We start from the raw sequence: 16,387 nt of genomic DNA on the forward strand, positions 1-16,387 counted from the left end.
GGGGGGGGGGGGGGGGGGGGGGGGGGGGGGGGGGGGGGTGGGGGGGGGGGGGGGGGGGGGGGGGGGCGGGGGGGGGGGGGGGGGGGGGGGGGGGGGGGGGGGGGGGGGGGGGGGGGGGGGGGGGGGGGGGGGGATCAGCTGCCCTTGCGGCCCAGCACCTCGACTCGCGCGACGACCTCCTCGCAAACGGCGGGTGTCACGAACTTCCCGATCGGTCCGCCGAACAGCGCGATTTCCTTGACCAATCGACTGGCGATCGGTTGCAGCGCGACGTCTGCCATCAGGAATACCGTCTCGACCCGCGGGTTGATCTGCTGGTTCATCCCCGCCATCTGATATTCGTACTCGAAGTCGGCTACCGCACGCAGACCGCGGATGATGACCTTCGCACCCTCGCGCTCGGCGAAATCCATCAGCAGTGAATCGAACGCGACGACGTCGATCGCACCCCCGACATCCGCCACCTCTCGGCGCACGATCGCCATCCGTTCCTCGATCGTGAACATCGGCGATTTGGATGGATTGGTCGTCACCCCGATCACCAGTCTGTCGACCAGCTTCGCACCGCGGCGAATGATGTCCATATGCCCCAGCGTCACGGGGTCGAAAGTGCCGGGATAGACGCCGATCCGTTCACTCATTTCGTTGCCCCCGAATGGCCTCAATGGTCCCGTTCGACCACGTAGCGCGCAACGTCGCGCAACACATCCGCCTCTGGCCCATGGCCATGCAGATGCTGCACCGCCTGATCCACCAGCATGCGGCATTGTTCGCGCGCACGGTCGATGCCGAGCAGCGACAGGAACGTCTCCTTGCCCGCGCCCTCGTCCTTGCGCAGCTTCTTGCCGGCGATCGCCTCGTCGCCCTCGGCATCGAGCAGATCGTCGGCGATCTGGAAGGCGAGGCCGAGGTCGTGGGCATAGCCGCGCAGGCCGGTGCGACCCTCCGGCGGCACCCGGCCCAGAATCGCGCCCATTTCGACCGATACCGAAATCAGCGCGCCGGTCTTCATCTGCTGCAACCGGGTGACGGTCGGCAGGTCGAACCGCGATCGTTCGGCGACCAGATCCATCATCTGCCCGCCCGCCATGCCCGAAGGGCCGGACGCGCGAGCGAGTTCCATCACCAGATCGGCGCGCACGAACGGGTCCGGATGCGTATCGGGATCGGCGAGAATCTCGAATGCCAGTGCGTGCAGGCAATCGCCCGCGAGGATGGCCGTCGCCTCGTCATACGCCTTGTGCACGGTCGGCTTGCCGCGGCGCAGATCGTCGTCGTCCATCGCCGGCAGGTCGTCGTGGATCAGCGAATAGACGTGGATCGCTTCCACAGCCGTCGCGACCTCGCCCGAACAGTCGCGCGACACGCCAAACAGGTCGGCGGTGGCGCACAGCAGCAGCGGTCGCAGCCGCTTGCCGCCGCCGATCGCGGCATGGCGCATCGCTTCATACAGGCTCGACCGGGGATCGTCCGGCACCGCAAGCAATCGGTCGAACCGCGCGTCGATGTCGGCCGACACGGTCGCCATGGCGTCCGCTAACGCAGGCTGCATCGCCTCAGCCCGCGGCAAAGGGGCGGGTACCGGCGGCCTTGCCATCGGCATCCAGACGGATTGCCTCGATCCGGGCCTGCGCGGCGTCGAGCCGTTCCGCGCAGCGCTGGCGCAGGCGGTCGCCCCGCTCGTAAAGCTGGATCGACTCGTCCAGCGTCGCCTCTCCGCTTTCCAACCGGCCGACGATGCGTTCCAGTTCCTTGAGGGCGTCCTCGAACGACAGGGTTTCGATCGGCGTATCCATGCGTGTCGCTATGCGGCACGGGCGTGGCGGGTGCAAGAAGCGGGATCGCTCGCGATTGCGGCGCGTTGGCCGTTGATGTTCACAAGTATCGATCCCGCTACCGGCATCGCCGGCGCCAGCATTGCCGAGCTCACCGCCGCCGAACTGGAGGACAAGATCGCCCGCGCCGCTGCCGCGTATGTGCGATGGCGGACGACGACGTACGACGAGCGGACCGCCTTGCTGGAACGTATCGCGGAACAGTTCGAGGCCAATGTGCGCGAACTGGCGGAGATCGCGACGCGCGAGATGGGCAAGACCCTGTCATCGGCCATCGCCGAGGTGCAGAAATGCGCCGCGGCGTTTCGTCACTATGCCCAGGAGGGACCGGCGATGCTCGCGCCGGCAACGTTCCAGACGCCAAACGGTCCCGCCACCGCGCGCTGGCTGCCGCTGGGACCGGTACTGGCCGTCATGCCGTGGAATTTCCCGTACTGGCAGGTCGTTCGCTTTGCCGCGCCGACGATCATGGCGGGCAATGTCGGGTTGCTGAAGCATGCTTCGCTGACGCAAGGGTGCGGCGCGGCGATCGAACGGATGATCGTCGCGGCGGGTGCGCCCGCCGGCTTGTTTCAGAACCTTGCGATCAAGAGCGACAAGGTTGATGCCCTGATCGCAGATTCGCGCATCGTTGCGGTGACGCTGACCGGCAGCGAGAGCGCGGGGATCAAGGTCGCCGAGGCGGCGGGGCGTCACCTGAAGAAAGCGGTGCTGGAACTGGGTGGGTCGGATCCGTTTATCGTCATGCCCTCGGCCGATCTAGACGCTGCGGTCCAGCAGGCGGTGAAGGCGCGGGTGCAGAACACCGGCCAGTCGTGCATCTGCGCCAAACGGATGATCGTCCATACCGACGTCTATGATGCTTTCCTGGAGCGGTTCTCGACGGCGATGCGCGCAGTCAAGGCCGGCGATCCGATGGACGGCGACACCGACATGGGACCGCTGTCGAGCGAAGAGCAGCGCGCCACCACGCTCGGCCAGCTCGAGGCGATCCGGCGCGCCGGCGGCAAGCTGTTGTTCGGCGGCGAGGCGTTGCCAGGCAGGGGCGCTTATATGTCGGCCGGAATATTGGTCGACGTGCCGATCGATCATCCGGCGGCGCAGGAGGAATTATTCGGTCCTGTCGCGATGGTGTTCCGCGCCGCCGATATCGACGCCGGGATCGCGCTGGCGAACGACGTGCCGTTCGGCCTCGGATCGTCGGTCTGGACACGCGATCCGGCCGAGCGCGACCGGTTCGAGCGGGATATCGAGGCTGGCATGATCGCGGTGAACGCGATGCTGGCCTCCAGTCCGGAGGCCCCGTTCGGCGGTATCAAGCGGTCGGGTTACGGGCGGGAGCTCGGTCCATACGGGCTGCACGAATTCATGAACCTGAAGACCGTGATCGGCTGATCAATCAGGTACGGCGCGCGGTCCAGGTATAAAGGACGGAGAAGCCCATCAGCCCGAGGTCGATCGCCGCCTGCACGCGATGGGGTTGTGTATCACCAACGTCATGGGTCAACAGGCGGATGTTCGGAGTCGGGTGGCGCACCGCTACGATCGTCACGACCGCCAGTGCGGCGATTGCCAATTTACGACGGTCCGTCATCCAGCATGTCCTCCCCGACGATGCGTAGCAGAAAGTCGAGGCGGCTGCCAGCGGCCCGTCAGGCGGCGTCGGCAAGCGTCGCGCCGTTACGCACGCGGTCGCGGCCTGCCGCCTTCGCCTCGAACAAGGCGCGATCGGCGCAGCGATACATCGCCTTCCAGTCAGTCTCGCGGGTCAGCGGGCCGATGCAGGTGCCGATGCTGGCAGTGACGGTCAGGTCGAACGGCATCCGCTCCATGCGCAGCCTGTCGAGCACGCCACGCGCGTCGAGTGGCGCCTCGGCCGGAGCGATCATCGCGAATTCCTCGCCGCCGACGCGCGCTACCAGTGCCTCGGGCGTCGCGGAGGCGCGCAAGGCCCTTGCGATCACGCGCAGCACCTCGTCGCCGCCGTCATGGCCGATCGTCTCGTTGATGCTCTTGAAATGGTCGATGTCGATCAGGATCAGCTGGTGGTCTTCCGTCCGCCCGATCGCATTGTCCAGAAAAGCGCGGCGGTTGAGCAGGCCGGTCAGCGGATCGGTCGCGGCGAGCAGGCGGGCGGCGATCTCCTGCTCGCGTGCCTCGTCCCGCTCGACGCTGAGCAGGCGAATGCGATAGGCGACGCCGAGCGACGACAGCGCCGCCTCCAGCGCCATCGCCAGCAGCGTCGAATTGTCGATCCACATCTGCCAGCCGATCAGGTTGAACGCGGCGAGGACACGGACGCCGGCCAGCGCGACCGGCGCGCCCCAGGCGAGGGCGAAGATCCAGAGATAGTTGCTGCGCCGCCGCCAGGCGCGGACAAGCACCGGCACCAGCCAGGTGATCACCAGCAGATACGCGAAGGTGCTCAGCGGATCGGTGATGTCCGCAAAGCGCGGTGACAGGATGGCGTAGCTGCCGGTGGCGATCAGCAGGAACGCGATGACGAGGTTGCTGTACGGCCGCAGCCAGCCGTCGAAGACGCGCTGTTCCAGAAATGCGCGGGCGAACACCATCGCGGTCGCGGCGGACCAGCCGAGCAGCACATAGCTCAGCCGCTGCCGATCGTTGTTGTCGATATCGGTCAACTGGCCGAGCAGCCCCGATGAGGTGAAGGCATAGGCCAGCAGGCACAACACCATAAGGCAATAAGCCGGCTGGAACGCCTGCCGCAGTGCTGCCCAAAGCGCCAGATTGTAGACGAGCAATGCCAGGCACATGCCGGCGAAGGCCGCATAGAGCGCCGCCATCGTAATTTCGGTATTGGCAGCGGTGCGGTGATCGACCAGCGCCGGCCCGACCAGCACGCCACGGCGATTGAGCGATCCCTCGATATGCCAGAGCAGCCGCGTCGGGCGGACGTGATGGCGTGGCAATGCCAGCTGCACCACGGCGCCCAGCATCAGATGCTCACCGGCGGTGGCGCTGGTGAAGCCGATATGCCGGATCGCGCCATCGGCATACAGGACGTAGAGGGTGACCCGGTTCTGCCACAGGCTCGCCTGCCGGACCTGGGTGACGGGGCCGCCCACTGCAGCCTGTGGCAGCGGTTGCGACAGGACCCAGAAATCGCCCGCGCCGAAATCGGTCGCTCTGGTCGTGCAATCGAACCGGTCGGGATGTGCGAACAGCGTCTCTGGCAACGCGTCGCCAGCGATCCCGGACAACAATGTTGCGGGCAAGATGCAGGTCCGCAGCGGCGTACCGGTAGCCGCGACCGCCGGCGCAGCGACGATGCTTGCCAGCAGCAGCAGCAGGGTGGCAACGATGCACCGGATCGGAGGCCACTTCGGCATGCACCCCTAGTAAGTCATCGTTTCCAAAGCTTTGGTAAACGGCATGTCAGGGATACGAAGGATTGGCCTGGAACGGGCGAGGACAGGCGATACCAATGGCAGATATCCCGGTGAACGCGTTCGTTGCACCGGACGTGCAGACCGAATCAGCCTAGGCTGCAATGCGAGAGATCGTCGAGGAGTTGGGCATCGTCGTGGTCGCCGCACGCTTGCTGTGCCTCGTCGACCAGATCGACATGGCGCGGGGACGCATTGGGTCGCACCGATCTATCGCGCCGATGCCTTCACTGGAACTCCGCGCAATATGGAGCCGGCGAAGCACCACGGACCTGAATGGTTTCCGCTGGATGCCATGCCCGATGCGCTGACCACCCCGACGAAAGCTGCGACGGCCGCGCTGCGGACGGAGTCACTGGAACCGCCGTTTCGCTAGACCCGCCCGGTGGCGTGCGACCGTTCAAACCAGCATGTGGGGCTGTCGCGGGCCCAGTACCGTCAGGCCGGTGTTCTCGATCAGGACACGCAGCGCGAATGGCGGCAGCAGCGGAACGTCCGCGATGCCGCTATCCCAACCGGGGCCATCGATGATCAGGCGCACCATCACCGTAACCAGAGCCGCGGCGAAACGGGGTTCCGCTTCGTCGCTGATAACAGTGAATATCCGTCGCATGCGACTGCATTCGTCTATCGCGGTTTGGGTCCACATGAGGGGAAAAGCGCCGACGGCGTCGTTCGACCGGATGCGGAACCCACTGCCGGATTCGGGCGATGCAGGCCGATCACGATGCAAGGGAAATACGTGGCGAAGGTCGTCAAAGCTGGTCCGGGCAAGATGCCATCCACCCAGCCAGCGGGCCACCGTCTCGCTGTCGATCATCCGTCCGGCCGCCGCGTCTGCGAGCGCCTTTGCATCGCTGGAGGCGCGAACGTCTGGGTCGGGGAGCAGTCGGGTAGGGGCGTCGAATGTCGGCACCCGAAAGCATTATCACCGATGCGGACCGAACCGGCTACAGTCCGGTCCGTTTCGGAGGTTGTTCTAACGCTTACTTGGCATCGACCGGCTCGGCCTTGCCTTTCTTGCGCGGCTTCTTGGGCGCCGCGGCTTCGATCGCGAAGGACAGCGCGCCATCCTTCATCCGCACCGTCACCTCGCCGCCATGGACCAGCTTGCCGAACAGCAATTCCTCGGCCAGCGGCTGCTTGATCTTTTCCTGGATCAGGCGGCCCATCGGACGCGCGCCGTACAGCTTGTCATAGCCCTTCTCGGTCAGCCAGCTCTTCGCGGCATCGTCCAGATTGATGTGGACGTTGCGGTCGGCAAGCTGGAGTTCGAGCTGGAGGATGAACTTGTCCACCACCCGCGCGACCACCTCGGTCGGCAGATACCCGAACGGCACGATCGCATCGAGCCGGTTGCGGAATTCCGGCGTGAACATCTTCTGCACCGCCTGCTCGTCCTCGCCCTCGCGCGTCAGATTGCCGAAGCCGACCGTCTCGCGCGCCATGTCCGACGCACCGGCATTGGTGGTCATGATGAGGATGACGTTGCGGAAATCCACCGACTTGCCGTGCTGGTCGGTCAGGCGCCCGTTGTCCATCACCTGCAACAGGATATTGAACAGGTCGGGATGCGCCTTCTCGATCTCGTCGAGCAACAGCACGCAATGCGGGTTCTGGTCGACCGCATCGGTCAGCAGGCCGCCCTGGTCGAACCCGACATAGCCGGGAGGCGCACCGATCAGCCGGCTGACCGAATGCCGCTCCATATATTCCGACATGTCGAACCGCTGGAGCGGAATGCCGAGGATCGACGACAGCTGCTTGGCGACCTCCGTCTTGCCGACGCCGGTGGGGCCGGTGAACAGATAGTTGCCGATCGGCTTCTCCGGCTCGCGCAGGCCCGCGCGGGCGAGCTTGATCGCCGACGCCAGCTTCTCGATCGCGCTGTTCTGGCCGAACACGACGCGCTTCAGATCGGTCTCGAGACTTTCCAGCGCCGCCTTGTCGTCGGTCGAGACCGACTTCGGCGGGATGCGCGCCATCGTCGCGATCACCTGTTCGATCTCCTTGGCGGTGATCGTCTTCTTCCGCTTGTTCGCCGGCACCAGCATCTGCATCGCGCCGACCTCGTCGATCACGTCGATCGCCTTGTCGGGCAGCTTGCGGTCATTGATGTAACGCGCCGACAGTTCCACCGCCGACTTGATCGCATCGGGCGTATATTTGACGTTATGGTGATCCTCGAACGCCGAGCGCAGGCCGGCGAGGATCTTGATCGTATCCTCGATCGTCGGTTCGTTGACGTCGATCTTCTGGAACCGGCGCAGCAGCGCACGATCCTTTTCGAAATGGTTGCGGAATTCCTTGTAGGTGGTGGAACCGATGCAACGGATCGTGCCGCCCGACAGTGCGGGCTTCAGCAGGTTGGACGCATCCATCGCGCCGCCCGACGTGGCACCCGCACCGATCACGGTGTGGATCTCGTCGATGAACAGCACCGCATGCGGCAGCTTCTCGAGTTCGTTGACGACCGCCTTCAGCCGCTCCTCGAAATCGCCGCGATAGCGCGTGCCGGCCAGCAGCGACCCCATGTCGAGGCTGTAGATGACCGCTTCCTTCAGCACGTCGGGAACCTCGCCCTCGACGATCTTGCGCGCCAGTCCCTCGGCGATCGCGGTCTTGCCGACGCCGGGATCGCCCACGTACAGCGGATTGTTCTTCGACCGGCGGCACAGGATCTGGATCGTGCGATCCACCTCCGGCCCGCGCCCGATCAGCGGATCGACCTTGCCGATCTTGGCCTTTTCGTTGAGGTCGACGGTGAATTGCTTGAGTGCGCTTTCCGTCTTGCCCTTCTCCTGTCCCTTGGCGGGCTTGTCCTCCTCGGCGCCCTTCGGCGGCGTGGCGTCGGCGGTGCCGCCCTTGCCGACGCCGTGGCTGATGAAGCTCACGGCATCGAGGCGGCTCATGTCCTGCTGCTGCAGGAAGTACACGGCATAGCTCTCCCGCTCGCTGAACAGCGCGACGAGCACGTTGGCGCCGGTCACCTCGTCGCGGCCCGATGATTGCACGTGCAGGATCGCGCGCTGCACGACCCGCTGGAAGCCGCTGGTCGGCGACGGGTCGGTCGAGGCATCGACCTTCAGTGCGTCGAGTTCGGTGTCGAGGTAGTGCGCGACGGTGGTCTTGAGCTCGCCCAGGTCGACGTGGCAGGCTTCCATGACCTTGGAGGCATGTTCGTCGCCGATCAACGCGAGCAGCAGATGTTCGAGCGTCGCATATTCGTGCCGACGCGAGGACGCGGCTTCGAGCGCCTTGTGGAGCGTGGTCTCGAGCGCGGGGGCGAAGGATGGCATTCAGATTACTCCAGTCGTACTATGGAGGCGCCGGGGGTGCGTCGCCGCGTCCTTTCCACCAATGTCGGTATCGGGGGCGCGTCCATCAAGCTCTTGACACCGCGACCGGAGCGAAGGGCTCTGCGCCCGTCCGGTGCGGCAACGGCTCATCGCCTGAATAACGCGTCCGCGCTTGCGCGGTGGTTAACCGATCGATCGCGCGCGGCGCGGGTGCGAGCGATCTCACCTTCCAGCGCGGCAATGCGCGAATCCAGCTCGGCGACAGAAAACGGATCGAGGTCCTGCCGCAGCAGCTCGGTCAATGCGTCGTTGGGACGCGAAGGGGCGTCGTCCAGATCCATCGTCTATCAACGTTGACCCTTGCCCCGGTGATGTCAATAAGGCGCGCGGATCGGACGCGAAGGATGCGACGGGATGAGCGAACTGCCCCAGATGATGCAGGCGATCGACCCGGAGGCGCCGGGCGGACCGGAGGTGCTTCGGCTGGTCGAGCGACCGGTGCCGCAGCCGGGTGCGGGCGAAGTGCTGATCCGCGTCGCCGCCGCCGGTGTCAACCGTCCCGACGTGCTTCAGCGCAAGGGCGGCTATGCGCCGCCACCGGGCGCTTCCTCGATCCCCGGTCTGGAAATCGCCGGTACTATCGTCGCGGTGGGCGAGGGAGTGGAGGACACGCAATTGGGTCAGCCGGTCTGCGCGCTGCTCGCGGGGGGCGGCTATGCTGAATACGCCGTTGCGCCCGCCGGTCAGTGTCTGCCGATCCCCGAGGGGTTGGAGATGATCGAGGCGGCGGCGATACCCGAGACGCTGTTCACCGTCTGGACCAATCTGTTCGAACGCGCCTTCGCAACCGAGGGCGACAGCGTGCTGCTACACGGCGGTACCAGCGGCATCGGAACGATGGCGATCACGTTGTCCAACATCTTCGGCCTGACGATCATCGTCACCGCGGGATCGGACGCGAAGTGCGCGCGGGCGCTGGAACTGGGCGCGGATCACGCGATCAACTACAAGACGCACGATTTCGTCGAACAGGTGAAGGCGATCACCGACGGCAAGGGCGTCACCGCAGTCATCGATATGGTCGGCGGCGATTACGTGCCGCGCAACCTTCAATGCCTCGCCGACGACGGTCGCCACGTTTCGATCGCGGTGCAGGGCGGGCCACAGGCGACGATCCCGCTGTTCGAGATCATGCGCCGCCGCCTGACGTTGACCGGATCGACGCTGCGCCCGCGCGACACCGCCTTCAAGACGCTGGTGGCAGACGAGATCGCCCGTACGGTGTGGCCGCATGTCGAGTCCGGCCGGCTGCGCCCGGTGATCGATCAGGTATTTCCGCTTGGCGAGGCCGCGGCCGCGCACGCGCGGATGGAAGAGGGCGATCATGTCGGCAAGATCGTGCTGACGCTATAGCTGCCGTCGCACCTTGCCCTTCCGAGCAGTGCGCAGTACATCGCAGGTTATGACACGGCCGCTCCGATAAGGGGCGGCCCTATTTATTTCCGACGGAGTTTTCCCGTGGCCCAGCCGCTCATGCCTCATGCGACCGCTTCCTGGATGGTCGACAACACGTCGCTGTCTTTCGACCAGATCGCGGACTTCTGCGGTCTCCACATCCTGGAAGTGCAGGCAATCGCCGACGACACTGCTGCGACCAAGCTGACCGGGCGCGACCCGATCCGTGCGCACGAGGTGACGCAGGAAGAGGTCGACAAGGGCCAGGCCGATCCGGCCTATCGCCTGAAGATGATCAAGGGCCCCGAGCAGGTCCGCCGTACCAAGGGGCCGCGCTACACCCCGGTGTCGAAGCGTCAGGACAAGCCCGACGGCATCGCCTGGATCATCCGCAACCATCCCGAGATCACGGACGGCGCGATCAGCAACCTGATCGGCACCACCCGCACCACGATCGCCGCAATCCGCGATCGCAGCCACTGGAACATCGGCAACATCACGCCGAAGGATCCGGTGACGCTCGGTCTGACGACGCAGCGTGAACTGGATGCCGCGGTCGCCAAGGCGTCGAAGGCATCGGGCAACGAGGCCGCACCGACCGATACGCGCCTTGAAGGCGACCGCGAGGCGCTGATCGCATCGTTGCGGGCTGAGCGTGACGCAGCGGCGCGCGGTGTCGATGTCGATCATAACGATCCCGCGGCGGCGGCGGCGGCACTGTTCAACGATCCGTTCAAGCGCTGACGCGGTCCGGCCGAACTGTGTCTCCGATCCTGCGAGAGCAGGAACACGTAATGCGTTGGCACCGGCGGTGAGTCTCGGCTAGCCTCCCCCAAATACTTGGGAGAGCGCGCATGTGCGACGAATTGACCGCCGCCGATACCGACCGTCATCTGTCCCGGCGTCAACTGGGTGCCGCCGCGGGCGCGATCGGCGCGGCGGTGCTGCTGCCCGCTCCGGCGAACGCGAAGCCGATCAAGGGCCGCGACGTGGTCATCACCACGCCCGATGGCCAGTGCGACGCCTATTTTACCGCACCGACGGCCGGCAAGCATCCGGCGGTGCTGATATGGCCCGACATCATGGGCCTGCGTCCCGCGTTCCGCACGATGGCGGACCGGCTCGCCCAGTCTGGCTACGCAGTGCTGGTCGTCAACCAGTTCTACCGCTCGGCCAAGTCGCCGATCGTCCAGCCGGGCGAGTCGTTCGACCAGCCGGCGGTTCGCGAACGGATCACGCCATGGCGGGCGGTCCTGACGCCCGCGGCGGTAACCAGCGACGGCAAGACCTTCGTCGCCTTCCTCGACACGCAGAAGGAAGTGGATACGAAACGCGGTATCGGCAGCGCCGGCTATTGCATGGGTGGGCCGATGGTGATCCGCACCGCGGCAGCCTCATCACGGATCAAGGCTGGTGCCTCGTTCCACGGCGCAGGGCTGGTCAACGATGCCCCTGACAGCCCGCACAAGCTGGTCCCGCAGTTGCGCGGCGGTTATCTGATCGCGATCGCCACCAACGACGATGCACGCAACCCGAACGACAAGGTCGCGCTGCGGGAGGCATTCACGACCGCGAAGCGCCCTGCCGAGATCGAGGTCTATGACGGTGCGATGCACGGCTGGTGCGTGATCGACAGCAAGGTCTACAATCAGCCACAGGCCGAGCGCGCGTGGGGAAAGATGCTCGATCTGTTCGCGAACAACCTCGATCGCCACGCTTGACACTGGAGACAGGATCGTTCGATCTTTGTTCCGGCGAGTCTGATGAGAGAATTGCAAATGGCCGACCTGATTCTTTACACGAACCCGATGTCGCGCGGTCGGATTGCGCGCTGGATGCTGGAGGAGGCCGGCGTCGACTACGATGCCGTGTTGCTCGACTATGCCTCGACGATGAAGGAGCAGCCGTTCCTGTCGGTCAACCCGATGGCGAAGGTGCCGGCGATCATTCACGGAGGCAAGACGGTGACGGAATGTGCCGCGATCTGCGCCTATCTTGCCGAGGCGTTTCCCGGTGCCGGCCTCGCCCCACGCGAAGACGAACGGGCGGACTATTATCGCTGGCTGTTCTTCGCGGCCGGGCCGGTCGAGGCCGCGATCACCAACCGCTCGCTCGGTGTCGCGCCGACCGATCAGCAACAGCGGATGGCTGGTTATGGCACCTACGACCGCATGGTCGATGTACTGGAACAGGCGGTGGCGGCGCATGAATATATCGCCGGCGATCGGTTTACGGCAGCGGACGTCTACGTCGGGTCGCAGGTGATCTGGGGCGCGCAGTTCGGTTCGCTACCGAAGCGCGACGCGTTCGATGCTTATATCGCGCGGCTGACGGCGCGGGAGGCGTATGAGCGGGCCGCGGCGCTGGACGACGCGGCAATGGCCGCGATGGCTGCCACCTGAGCTGTCACTGTGGTCAGTGCGAGCGAACCGAAGGCCCCGGCGCGTCTTGATAAGGCGCTTGCTACGGCTACGGGTTGTCTGCACCTCTCCCGGTCACGGAGGACAGCAGTCGGGGAACATCCCGAGGTGACGACAAGGGCCTGACGCCGATCGACACGAAGCCGACGGTGTGACCGCCGTTATCGCGGCGCCCTGCGTCGCGTCGGCAATGCCACCATGATCGCATCGCGCTCTGCCGGCGTCATCACGCTCCACGCGGCGATTTCGTCCAGCGTGCGACCGCAGCCGCGGCACAGGTCCCCGGCGTCGATGGCGCATACGCCGGTGCAGGGACTGACGATCACCACCGGCGGCACCGGCTGGATCACGGCATCGGACGGGCGGCGGGGGCGACCGCCGCCCGGCATCAGAGCGCGATCACCGCGTTGAGGAAGTCCGGGATCGGACCGTTCCAGCCTTCGTCCGGACCATCGTCGCGCTCGTCGCGACGCGGACGACGATCGTTGCGGTCATCGCGGCGTACGTCGCGCCGCGGCGGCGGCGTGAACGTCGGCTCGGCACGCGGCACGCATTGCGGACGTTCGGTCTGCTGCGGAGCTGCCTCGACCTTCGCCTCGCGCTCGACCTGCGGCGCTTCCTCGACTTCGGCACGCGGTGCGCGCTCGCGCCGACCTTCACCACGCGGCGTACGCTCGCGGCGGGCACGACGCGGTTCTTCCGTGGCCGGAGCTTCCGCCTTGGGAGCGGCGCCGATCTCGAGCCGATCGATCTTCTGCCCGGTCAGCTTCTCGATATTCTGGATGTTCTCGGCATCTTCCGACGTCACCAGCGTGAACGCGATGCCGGTCGCGCCACCGCGGCCGGTGCGGCCGATACGGTGGACGTAATCGTCGGGATGCCACGGCGCATCGAAGTTGAACACGTGACTGACACCCTTGATGTCAAGCCCGCGTGCAGCGACGTCGGACGCCACCAGGATGTTGATCTTGCCGTCCTTGAACAGGTCCAGCTCGGCAATCCGCTGCGCCTGTTCCATGTCGCCATGGATCTCGCCGGATTTGAAGCCGTGCTGCTTCAGGCTCTTGTTGAGCTCGCGCACGGTGGTCTTGCGATTGCAGAAAATGATCGCGTTGCGCACCTCGTCGGTGTTCAGCAGCTGGCGCAGCGCGTCGCGCTTCTTCGCCGCCACGCCCGACACTGGCACCAGATATTGCTTGATGCTGAGGTTGGTCGATGCCGGCCGCGACACCTCGATCGTTTTGGGGTTGTCGAGGAACTTGTCCGCAAGCCGCTTGATCGGGGCAGGCATCGTCGCCGAGAACAGGAGAGTCTGGCGCGTCTTGGGCAGTTTGGTGCAGATTTCCTCGATATCGGGGATGAACCCCATGTCGAGCATCCGGTCCGCTTCATCGATGACCAGCATCGAGCAGCCGGTGAGCAGAATGTTGCCGCGTCCGAACAGATCCATCAGGCGACCGGGCGTTGCGATCAGCACGTCGACGCCTTTTTCCAGCGCCTTGATCTGGTCGCCCATCGACACGCCGCCGATCAGCAGCGCCATCGACAGCTTGGTGCCCGCGCCGTATTTCTCGAAATTCTCGGCAACCTGCGCAGCGAGTTCGCGCGTCGGCTCCAGAATCAGCGAGCGCGGCATGCGGGCGCGGCTGCGGCCGTGCGACAGGATGTCGATCATCGGCAGCACGAACGCGGCAGTCTTGCCCGTTCCCGTCTGGGCGATGCCAATCAGGTCGCGCATCATCAGTACCGACGGGATCGCCTGCGCCTGGATCGGGGTCGGCTCCGTATAGCCGGCGTCGGTGACCGCCGTCAGGAGTTCGTCGGAAAGGCCGAGGTCGGCGAAGCTCATGCCAAAAGGCTCATGCAAAGGTCCGGAAAAGAACGGCCGCACACGCGCGCAGCAACGCTAACCGGGCGCTTGCGGATTTGCCAGCAAAAGTCAAGAAAAGGCGGTCAGCGAGAGACCTGAAGCGTCTTGAACGTGCTGATTCCGCAACTGGCTCCCGAACGCATCCGGATGACGTCCCTATCGGCGCACACCTTTCCGTCGGCGGCGGGGCGCAGGTAGAAGCCGCTATAGAAGTCCATCGGTCCGCAATCGTCGTCCAGTTTCGCACGCAGACGCTTGCCGCCTGCCATTACGAGATCGACCGCACCAGCTTCGGTGATCAACGCGCCGCCAAGATCGGCGACGGCGACGCACTTCGGCCCCTTCTTTTCCTTGTAGCGGACGATCGGTGCCGGAATTGCGACGCGCCCGACCGATCGGCTCATGCTCATACGGGGAACGCGAATCACGACGCGTTCGTGGATCGTCGTCTGCGCCCATTGCATCCCGTCGAGTTGCGCCAGCGCATCGCCGACAGACGCGACGGCGGGTGCAGCGATGGCGAGGAGGGATACGGGGAAGGCGGGATGCAGCATGGCAGGCTCCGGTTCCTAGCCACCGTCGTTGAACACGCGATGAACTTGGCCTAGCGCGCCGTGGCATGACGCCCGCGCAATCCGCCATGCTCGATGCGCTCCGTCCCGTTCTGGGACCGAACGGCATCATCACCGATCCTGCCGATATCGCACCATGGGAAACCGACTGGCGCCGGCGCTTCCACGGTCGATCCCCGGCCTTACTGGCGCCGGCTTCGACCGCGGAGGTTTCGGCGATCGTCGGGGCGGCGGTGCGACATCGGGTTCCACTGGTGCCACAGGGCGGCAACAGTTCGATGGTGGGCGGAGCGACCCCGCCTGCGGACGGTTCGGCGCTGATCCTGTCGTTGCGACGAATGAACCGCATCCGGTCGGTCGATGCAGAAGCCGGGCTGGCGGTGGCGGAGGCGGGAGTAATCCTGTCCGACCTGCACGACGCGGCATCGGCGATGGAGCGTCGTTTCCCACTTACGCTGGGCGCAAAGGGCAGCGCGACCATCGGCGGACTCGTCTCCACCAATGCCGGGGGAACGCAGGTGCTGCGCTTCGGATCGATGCGAGGCCTGGTCGCGGGGCTCGAAGTGGTGCTGGCGGATGGCAGCATCCACGACGGTCTGGCGGCGCTGAAGAAGGACAATCGCGGATACGACCTAACCCAATTGCTGGTCGGGGCGGAGGGGACGCTGGGCGTCGTCACCGCCGCAACGCTCCGGCTGGTGCCTGTGCCTGAGATCCGTACGACGGCCTGGGTGACGGTCGCCGACCCAAAGGCTGCCCTTATTCTGCTCCGCCGCTTCCAGCAGGCGACCGAGGCGCTGGAAAGTTTCGAAATCCTGCCACGCGAATCGCTGGCCGCGGTGCTCGCCTACGTTCCCGGCGCGCGGGCGCCGGTTGTTGGCGATCATGCGTGGCATGTCCTGATCGAGCATACCGATGCCACGGGAGCTGCGCTGATGGAGCGCCTGCTAGCCGATGCGCTGGGGGACAATCTGGTCGCCGATGCGACGATCGCCGCCAGCGAGGCACAGGCGGCAGCGTTCTGGCGCATCCGCGAGTCGATCTCCGACTCGGAACGGGCGTTGGGACCGGCATCGCAGCACGATCTGTCGGTGCCGGTGGAGACCATGCCGCGGTTCATGATCGAGGCGGCGGCTGCGTGCGAGGCGCGCTTTCCCGGGACGCACGCCAGCGGTTTCGGCCATCTGGGCGATGGCAACATCCACTTCCACGTCCGGGCTGCTCCGGGTACCGACCCGGACGTCTGGTATGCCGAGAACGTGCCGGAGGTGACGCGATTCGTCGACGATCTGGTCATTGCCGCGGGCGGGTCGATCGCCGCGGAGCATGGCATCGGCCAGATGAAGCGCGGCGAGCTGGAGCGGCTATCGTCACCGGCGCGGCTGGCGACGCTCCGCGCGATCAAGACGGCGATGGACCCGCTCTACATCCTCAATCCGGGCAAGCTCGTCGCGCTTGCGCCTGAGGCTGCGGCCCAATAGAGCAACGCGCCAACCGCGGCTGCGCCGCAAACACATTACGACGTG

Annotated in this window: 18 protein-coding genes; 7 read left to right on the plus strand and 11 right to left on the minus strand. The window is 65.7% G+C overall.

Annotated elements, in window-relative coordinates; genetic code table 11:
- Positions 1-134: 134 nt before the first annotated feature.
- Genes coaD through LRA87_RS13980 form a run of 3 tightly spaced genes read right to left on the minus strand, consistent with a single transcriptional unit; the run spans position 135 to position 1,796 of the window.
- Positions 135-641 carry a pantetheine-phosphate adenylyltransferase gene (coaD, locus tag LRA87_RS13970; protein WP_230632354.1) on the minus strand — a complete coding sequence of 169 codons (507 nt, stop codon included), beginning with the start codon at positions 639-641 and terminating at the stop codon, positions 135-137.
- A 20-nt stretch (positions 642-661) separates the two neighbouring features.
- On the minus strand, positions 662-1,552 hold the full coding sequence (locus tag LRA87_RS13975) for a polyprenyl synthetase family protein (protein WP_230632356.1): 891 nt from the start codon (positions 1,550-1,552) through the stop codon (positions 662-664).
- 4 nt (positions 1,553-1,556) lie between these two features.
- A complete protein-coding gene (locus tag LRA87_RS13980; protein WP_230632358.1) occupies positions 1,557-1,796 on the minus strand; it encodes an exodeoxyribonuclease VII small subunit in 240 nt (79 codons plus the stop codon).
- A 75-nt stretch (positions 1,797-1,871) separates the two neighbouring features.
- On the opposite strand from LRA87_RS13980, the gene LRA87_RS13985 reads away from it, so the two are divergent.
- Positions 1,872-3,230 (plus strand): NAD-dependent succinate-semialdehyde dehydrogenase, encoded by a 1,359-nt coding sequence (locus LRA87_RS13985; protein WP_230632360.1) that lies wholly within the window; start codon positions 1,872-1,874, stop codon positions 3,228-3,230.
- Between the two features lie 4 nt (positions 3,231-3,234).
- Here LRA87_RS13985 and LRA87_RS13990 read toward each other — a convergent pair whose 3' ends face one another.
- Complete coding sequence (locus LRA87_RS13990; RefSeq protein ID WP_230632362.1) at positions 3,235-3,429, minus strand: hypothetical protein; 195 nt, start codon at positions 3,427-3,429, stop codon at positions 3,235-3,237.
- Positions 3,430-3,487: 58 nt separating this feature from the next.
- On the minus strand, positions 3,488-5,188 hold the full coding sequence (locus LRA87_RS13995; RefSeq protein WP_230632363.1) for a GGDEF domain-containing protein: 1,701 nt from the start codon (positions 5,186-5,188) through the stop codon (positions 3,488-3,490).
- Between the two features lie 161 nt (positions 5,189-5,349).
- On the opposite strand from LRA87_RS13995, the gene LRA87_RS14000 reads away from it, so the two are divergent.
- Entirely contained in the window at positions 5,350-5,556 is a 207-nt protein-coding gene (locus tag LRA87_RS14000) for a hypothetical protein (RefSeq protein WP_230632364.1), read from the plus strand.
- Positions 5,557-5,645: 89 nt separating this feature from the next.
- Here LRA87_RS14000 and LRA87_RS14005 read toward each other — a convergent pair whose 3' ends face one another.
- From LRA87_RS14005 to LRA87_RS14015, 3 genes are all read right to left on the minus strand, one after another.
- A complete protein-coding gene (locus LRA87_RS14005; RefSeq protein ID WP_230632366.1) occupies positions 5,646-6,065 on the minus strand; it encodes a hypothetical protein in 420 nt (139 codons plus the stop codon).
- Positions 6,066-6,231: 166 nt separating this feature from the next.
- Positions 6,232-8,544 carry an ATP-dependent Clp protease ATP-binding subunit ClpA gene (clpA, locus tag LRA87_RS14010; protein ID WP_230632367.1) on the minus strand — a complete coding sequence of 771 codons (2,313 nt, stop codon included), beginning with the start codon at positions 8,542-8,544 and terminating at the stop codon, positions 6,232-6,234.
- Positions 8,545-8,690: 146 nt separating this feature from the next.
- Positions 8,691-8,885, minus strand: coding sequence for a DUF1192 domain-containing protein (locus LRA87_RS14015; RefSeq protein ID WP_230632369.1), 195 nt, complete (start codon positions 8,883-8,885; stop codon positions 8,691-8,693).
- Between the two features lie 73 nt (positions 8,886-8,958).
- Here LRA87_RS14015 and LRA87_RS14020 point away from each other — a divergent pair, with 73 nt between their 5' ends.
- From LRA87_RS14020 to LRA87_RS14035, 4 genes are all read left to right on the plus strand, one after another.
- The gene (locus LRA87_RS14020; RefSeq protein ID WP_230632371.1) at positions 8,959-9,957 is read left to right on the plus strand and encodes an NAD(P)H-quinone oxidoreductase; all 999 of its coding nucleotides are present in this window, start codon (positions 8,959-8,961) and stop codon (positions 9,955-9,957) included.
- Positions 9,958-10,062: 105 nt separating this feature from the next.
- A complete protein-coding gene (locus LRA87_RS14025) occupies positions 10,063-10,743 on the plus strand; it encodes a DUF1013 domain-containing protein (RefSeq protein ID WP_230632373.1) in 681 nt (226 codons plus the stop codon).
- A 110-nt stretch (positions 10,744-10,853) separates the two neighbouring features.
- Positions 10,854-11,720: a dienelactone hydrolase family protein gene (locus LRA87_RS14030; RefSeq protein WP_230632375.1), complete on the plus strand. Its 867-nt coding sequence runs from the start codon at positions 10,854-10,856 to the stop codon at positions 11,718-11,720.
- A 57-nt stretch (positions 11,721-11,777) separates the two neighbouring features.
- Positions 11,778-12,401, plus strand: coding sequence for a glutathione S-transferase family protein (locus LRA87_RS14035; RefSeq protein WP_230632377.1), 624 nt, complete (start codon positions 11,778-11,780; stop codon positions 12,399-12,401).
- 179 nt (positions 12,402-12,580) lie between these two features.
- Here LRA87_RS14035 and LRA87_RS14040 read toward each other — a convergent pair whose 3' ends face one another.
- The 3 genes from LRA87_RS14040 to LRA87_RS14050 form a co-directional block, all read right to left on the minus strand.
- Positions 12,581-12,808 (minus strand): DUF1289 domain-containing protein, encoded by a 228-nt coding sequence (locus tag LRA87_RS14040; RefSeq protein ID WP_230632378.1) that lies wholly within the window; start codon positions 12,806-12,808, stop codon positions 12,581-12,583.
- Positions 12,808-14,268 (minus strand): DEAD/DEAH box helicase, encoded by a 1,461-nt coding sequence (locus tag LRA87_RS14045; protein ID WP_230632379.1) that lies wholly within the window; start codon positions 14,266-14,268, stop codon positions 12,808-12,810. Before LRA87_RS14045 ends, LRA87_RS14040 begins: the two co-directional genes overlap by 1 nt.
- A 104-nt stretch (positions 14,269-14,372) precedes the next feature.
- Positions 14,373-14,843: a hypothetical protein gene (locus tag LRA87_RS14050; RefSeq protein ID WP_230632381.1), complete on the minus strand. Its 471-nt coding sequence runs from the start codon at positions 14,841-14,843 to the stop codon at positions 14,373-14,375.
- 65 nt (positions 14,844-14,908) lie between these two features.
- On the opposite strand from LRA87_RS14050, the gene LRA87_RS14055 reads away from it, so the two are divergent.
- Positions 14,909-16,342 carry an FAD-binding oxidoreductase gene (locus LRA87_RS14055; RefSeq protein WP_230632382.1) on the plus strand — a complete coding sequence of 478 codons (1,434 nt, stop codon included), beginning with the start codon at positions 14,909-14,911 and terminating at the stop codon, positions 16,340-16,342.
- The last annotated feature ends 45 nt before the right edge of the window (positions 16,343-16,387 follow it).

Source organism: Sphingomonas sp. Leaf37, from assembly GCF_920939475.1.
Taxonomy (GTDB): Bacteria; Pseudomonadota; Alphaproteobacteria; order Sphingomonadales; family Sphingomonadaceae; genus Sphingomonas.

Bases quoted from the DNA above. Each gene is read 5' to 3' on its own strand.
- coaD (WP_230632354.1), bottom strand. From the start codon at position 641: ATGAGTGAACGGATCGGCGTCTATCCCGGCACTTTCGACCCCGTGACG.
- LRA87_RS13975 (WP_230632356.1), bottom strand. From the start codon at position 1,552: ATGCAGCCTGCGTTAGCGGACGCCATGGCGACCGTGTCGGCCGACATC.
- LRA87_RS13980 (WP_230632358.1), bottom strand. From the start codon at position 1,796: ATGGATACGCCGATCGAAACCCTGTCGTTCGAGGACGCCCTCAAGGAA.
- LRA87_RS13985 (WP_230632360.1), top strand. From the start codon at position 1,872: ATGTTCACAAGTATCGATCCCGCTACCGGCATCGCCGGCGCCAGCATT.
- LRA87_RS13990 (WP_230632362.1), bottom strand. From the start codon at position 3,429: ATGACGGACCGTCGTAAATTGGCAATCGCCGCACTGGCGGTCGTGACG.
- LRA87_RS13995 (WP_230632363.1), bottom strand. From the start codon at position 5,188: ATGCCGAAGTGGCCTCCGATCCGGTGCATCGTTGCCACCCTGCTGCTG.
- LRA87_RS14000 (WP_230632364.1), top strand. From the start codon at position 5,350: ATGCGAGAGATCGTCGAGGAGTTGGGCATCGTCGTGGTCGCCGCACGC.
- LRA87_RS14005 (WP_230632366.1), bottom strand. From the start codon at position 6,065: ATGATCGACAGCGAGACGGTGGCCCGCTGGCTGGGTGGATGGCATCTT.
- clpA (WP_230632367.1), bottom strand. From the start codon at position 8,544: ATGCCATCCTTCGCCCCCGCGCTCGAGACCACGCTCCACAAGGCGCTC.
- LRA87_RS14015 (WP_230632369.1), bottom strand. From the start codon at position 8,885: ATGGATCTGGACGACGCCCCTTCGCGTCCCAACGACGCATTGACCGAG.
- LRA87_RS14020 (WP_230632371.1), top strand. From the start codon at position 8,959: ATGAGCGAACTGCCCCAGATGATGCAGGCGATCGACCCGGAGGCGCCG.
- LRA87_RS14030 (WP_230632375.1), top strand. From the start codon at position 10,854: ATGTGCGACGAATTGACCGCCGCCGATACCGACCGTCATCTGTCCCGG.
- LRA87_RS14035 (WP_230632377.1), top strand. From the start codon at position 11,778: ATGGCCGACCTGATTCTTTACACGAACCCGATGTCGCGCGGTCGGATT.
- LRA87_RS14040 (WP_230632378.1), bottom strand. From the start codon at position 12,808: ATGCCGGGCGGCGGTCGCCCCCGCCGCCCGTCCGATGCCGTGATCCAG.
- LRA87_RS14045 (WP_230632379.1), bottom strand. From the start codon at position 14,268: ATGAGCTTCGCCGACCTCGGCCTTTCCGACGAACTCCTGACGGCGGTC.
- LRA87_RS14050 (WP_230632381.1), bottom strand. From the start codon at position 14,843: ATGCTGCATCCCGCCTTCCCCGTATCCCTCCTCGCCATCGCTGCACCC.
- LRA87_RS14055 (WP_230632382.1), top strand. From the start codon at position 14,909: ATGACGCCCGCGCAATCCGCCATGCTCGATGCGCTCCGTCCCGTTCTG.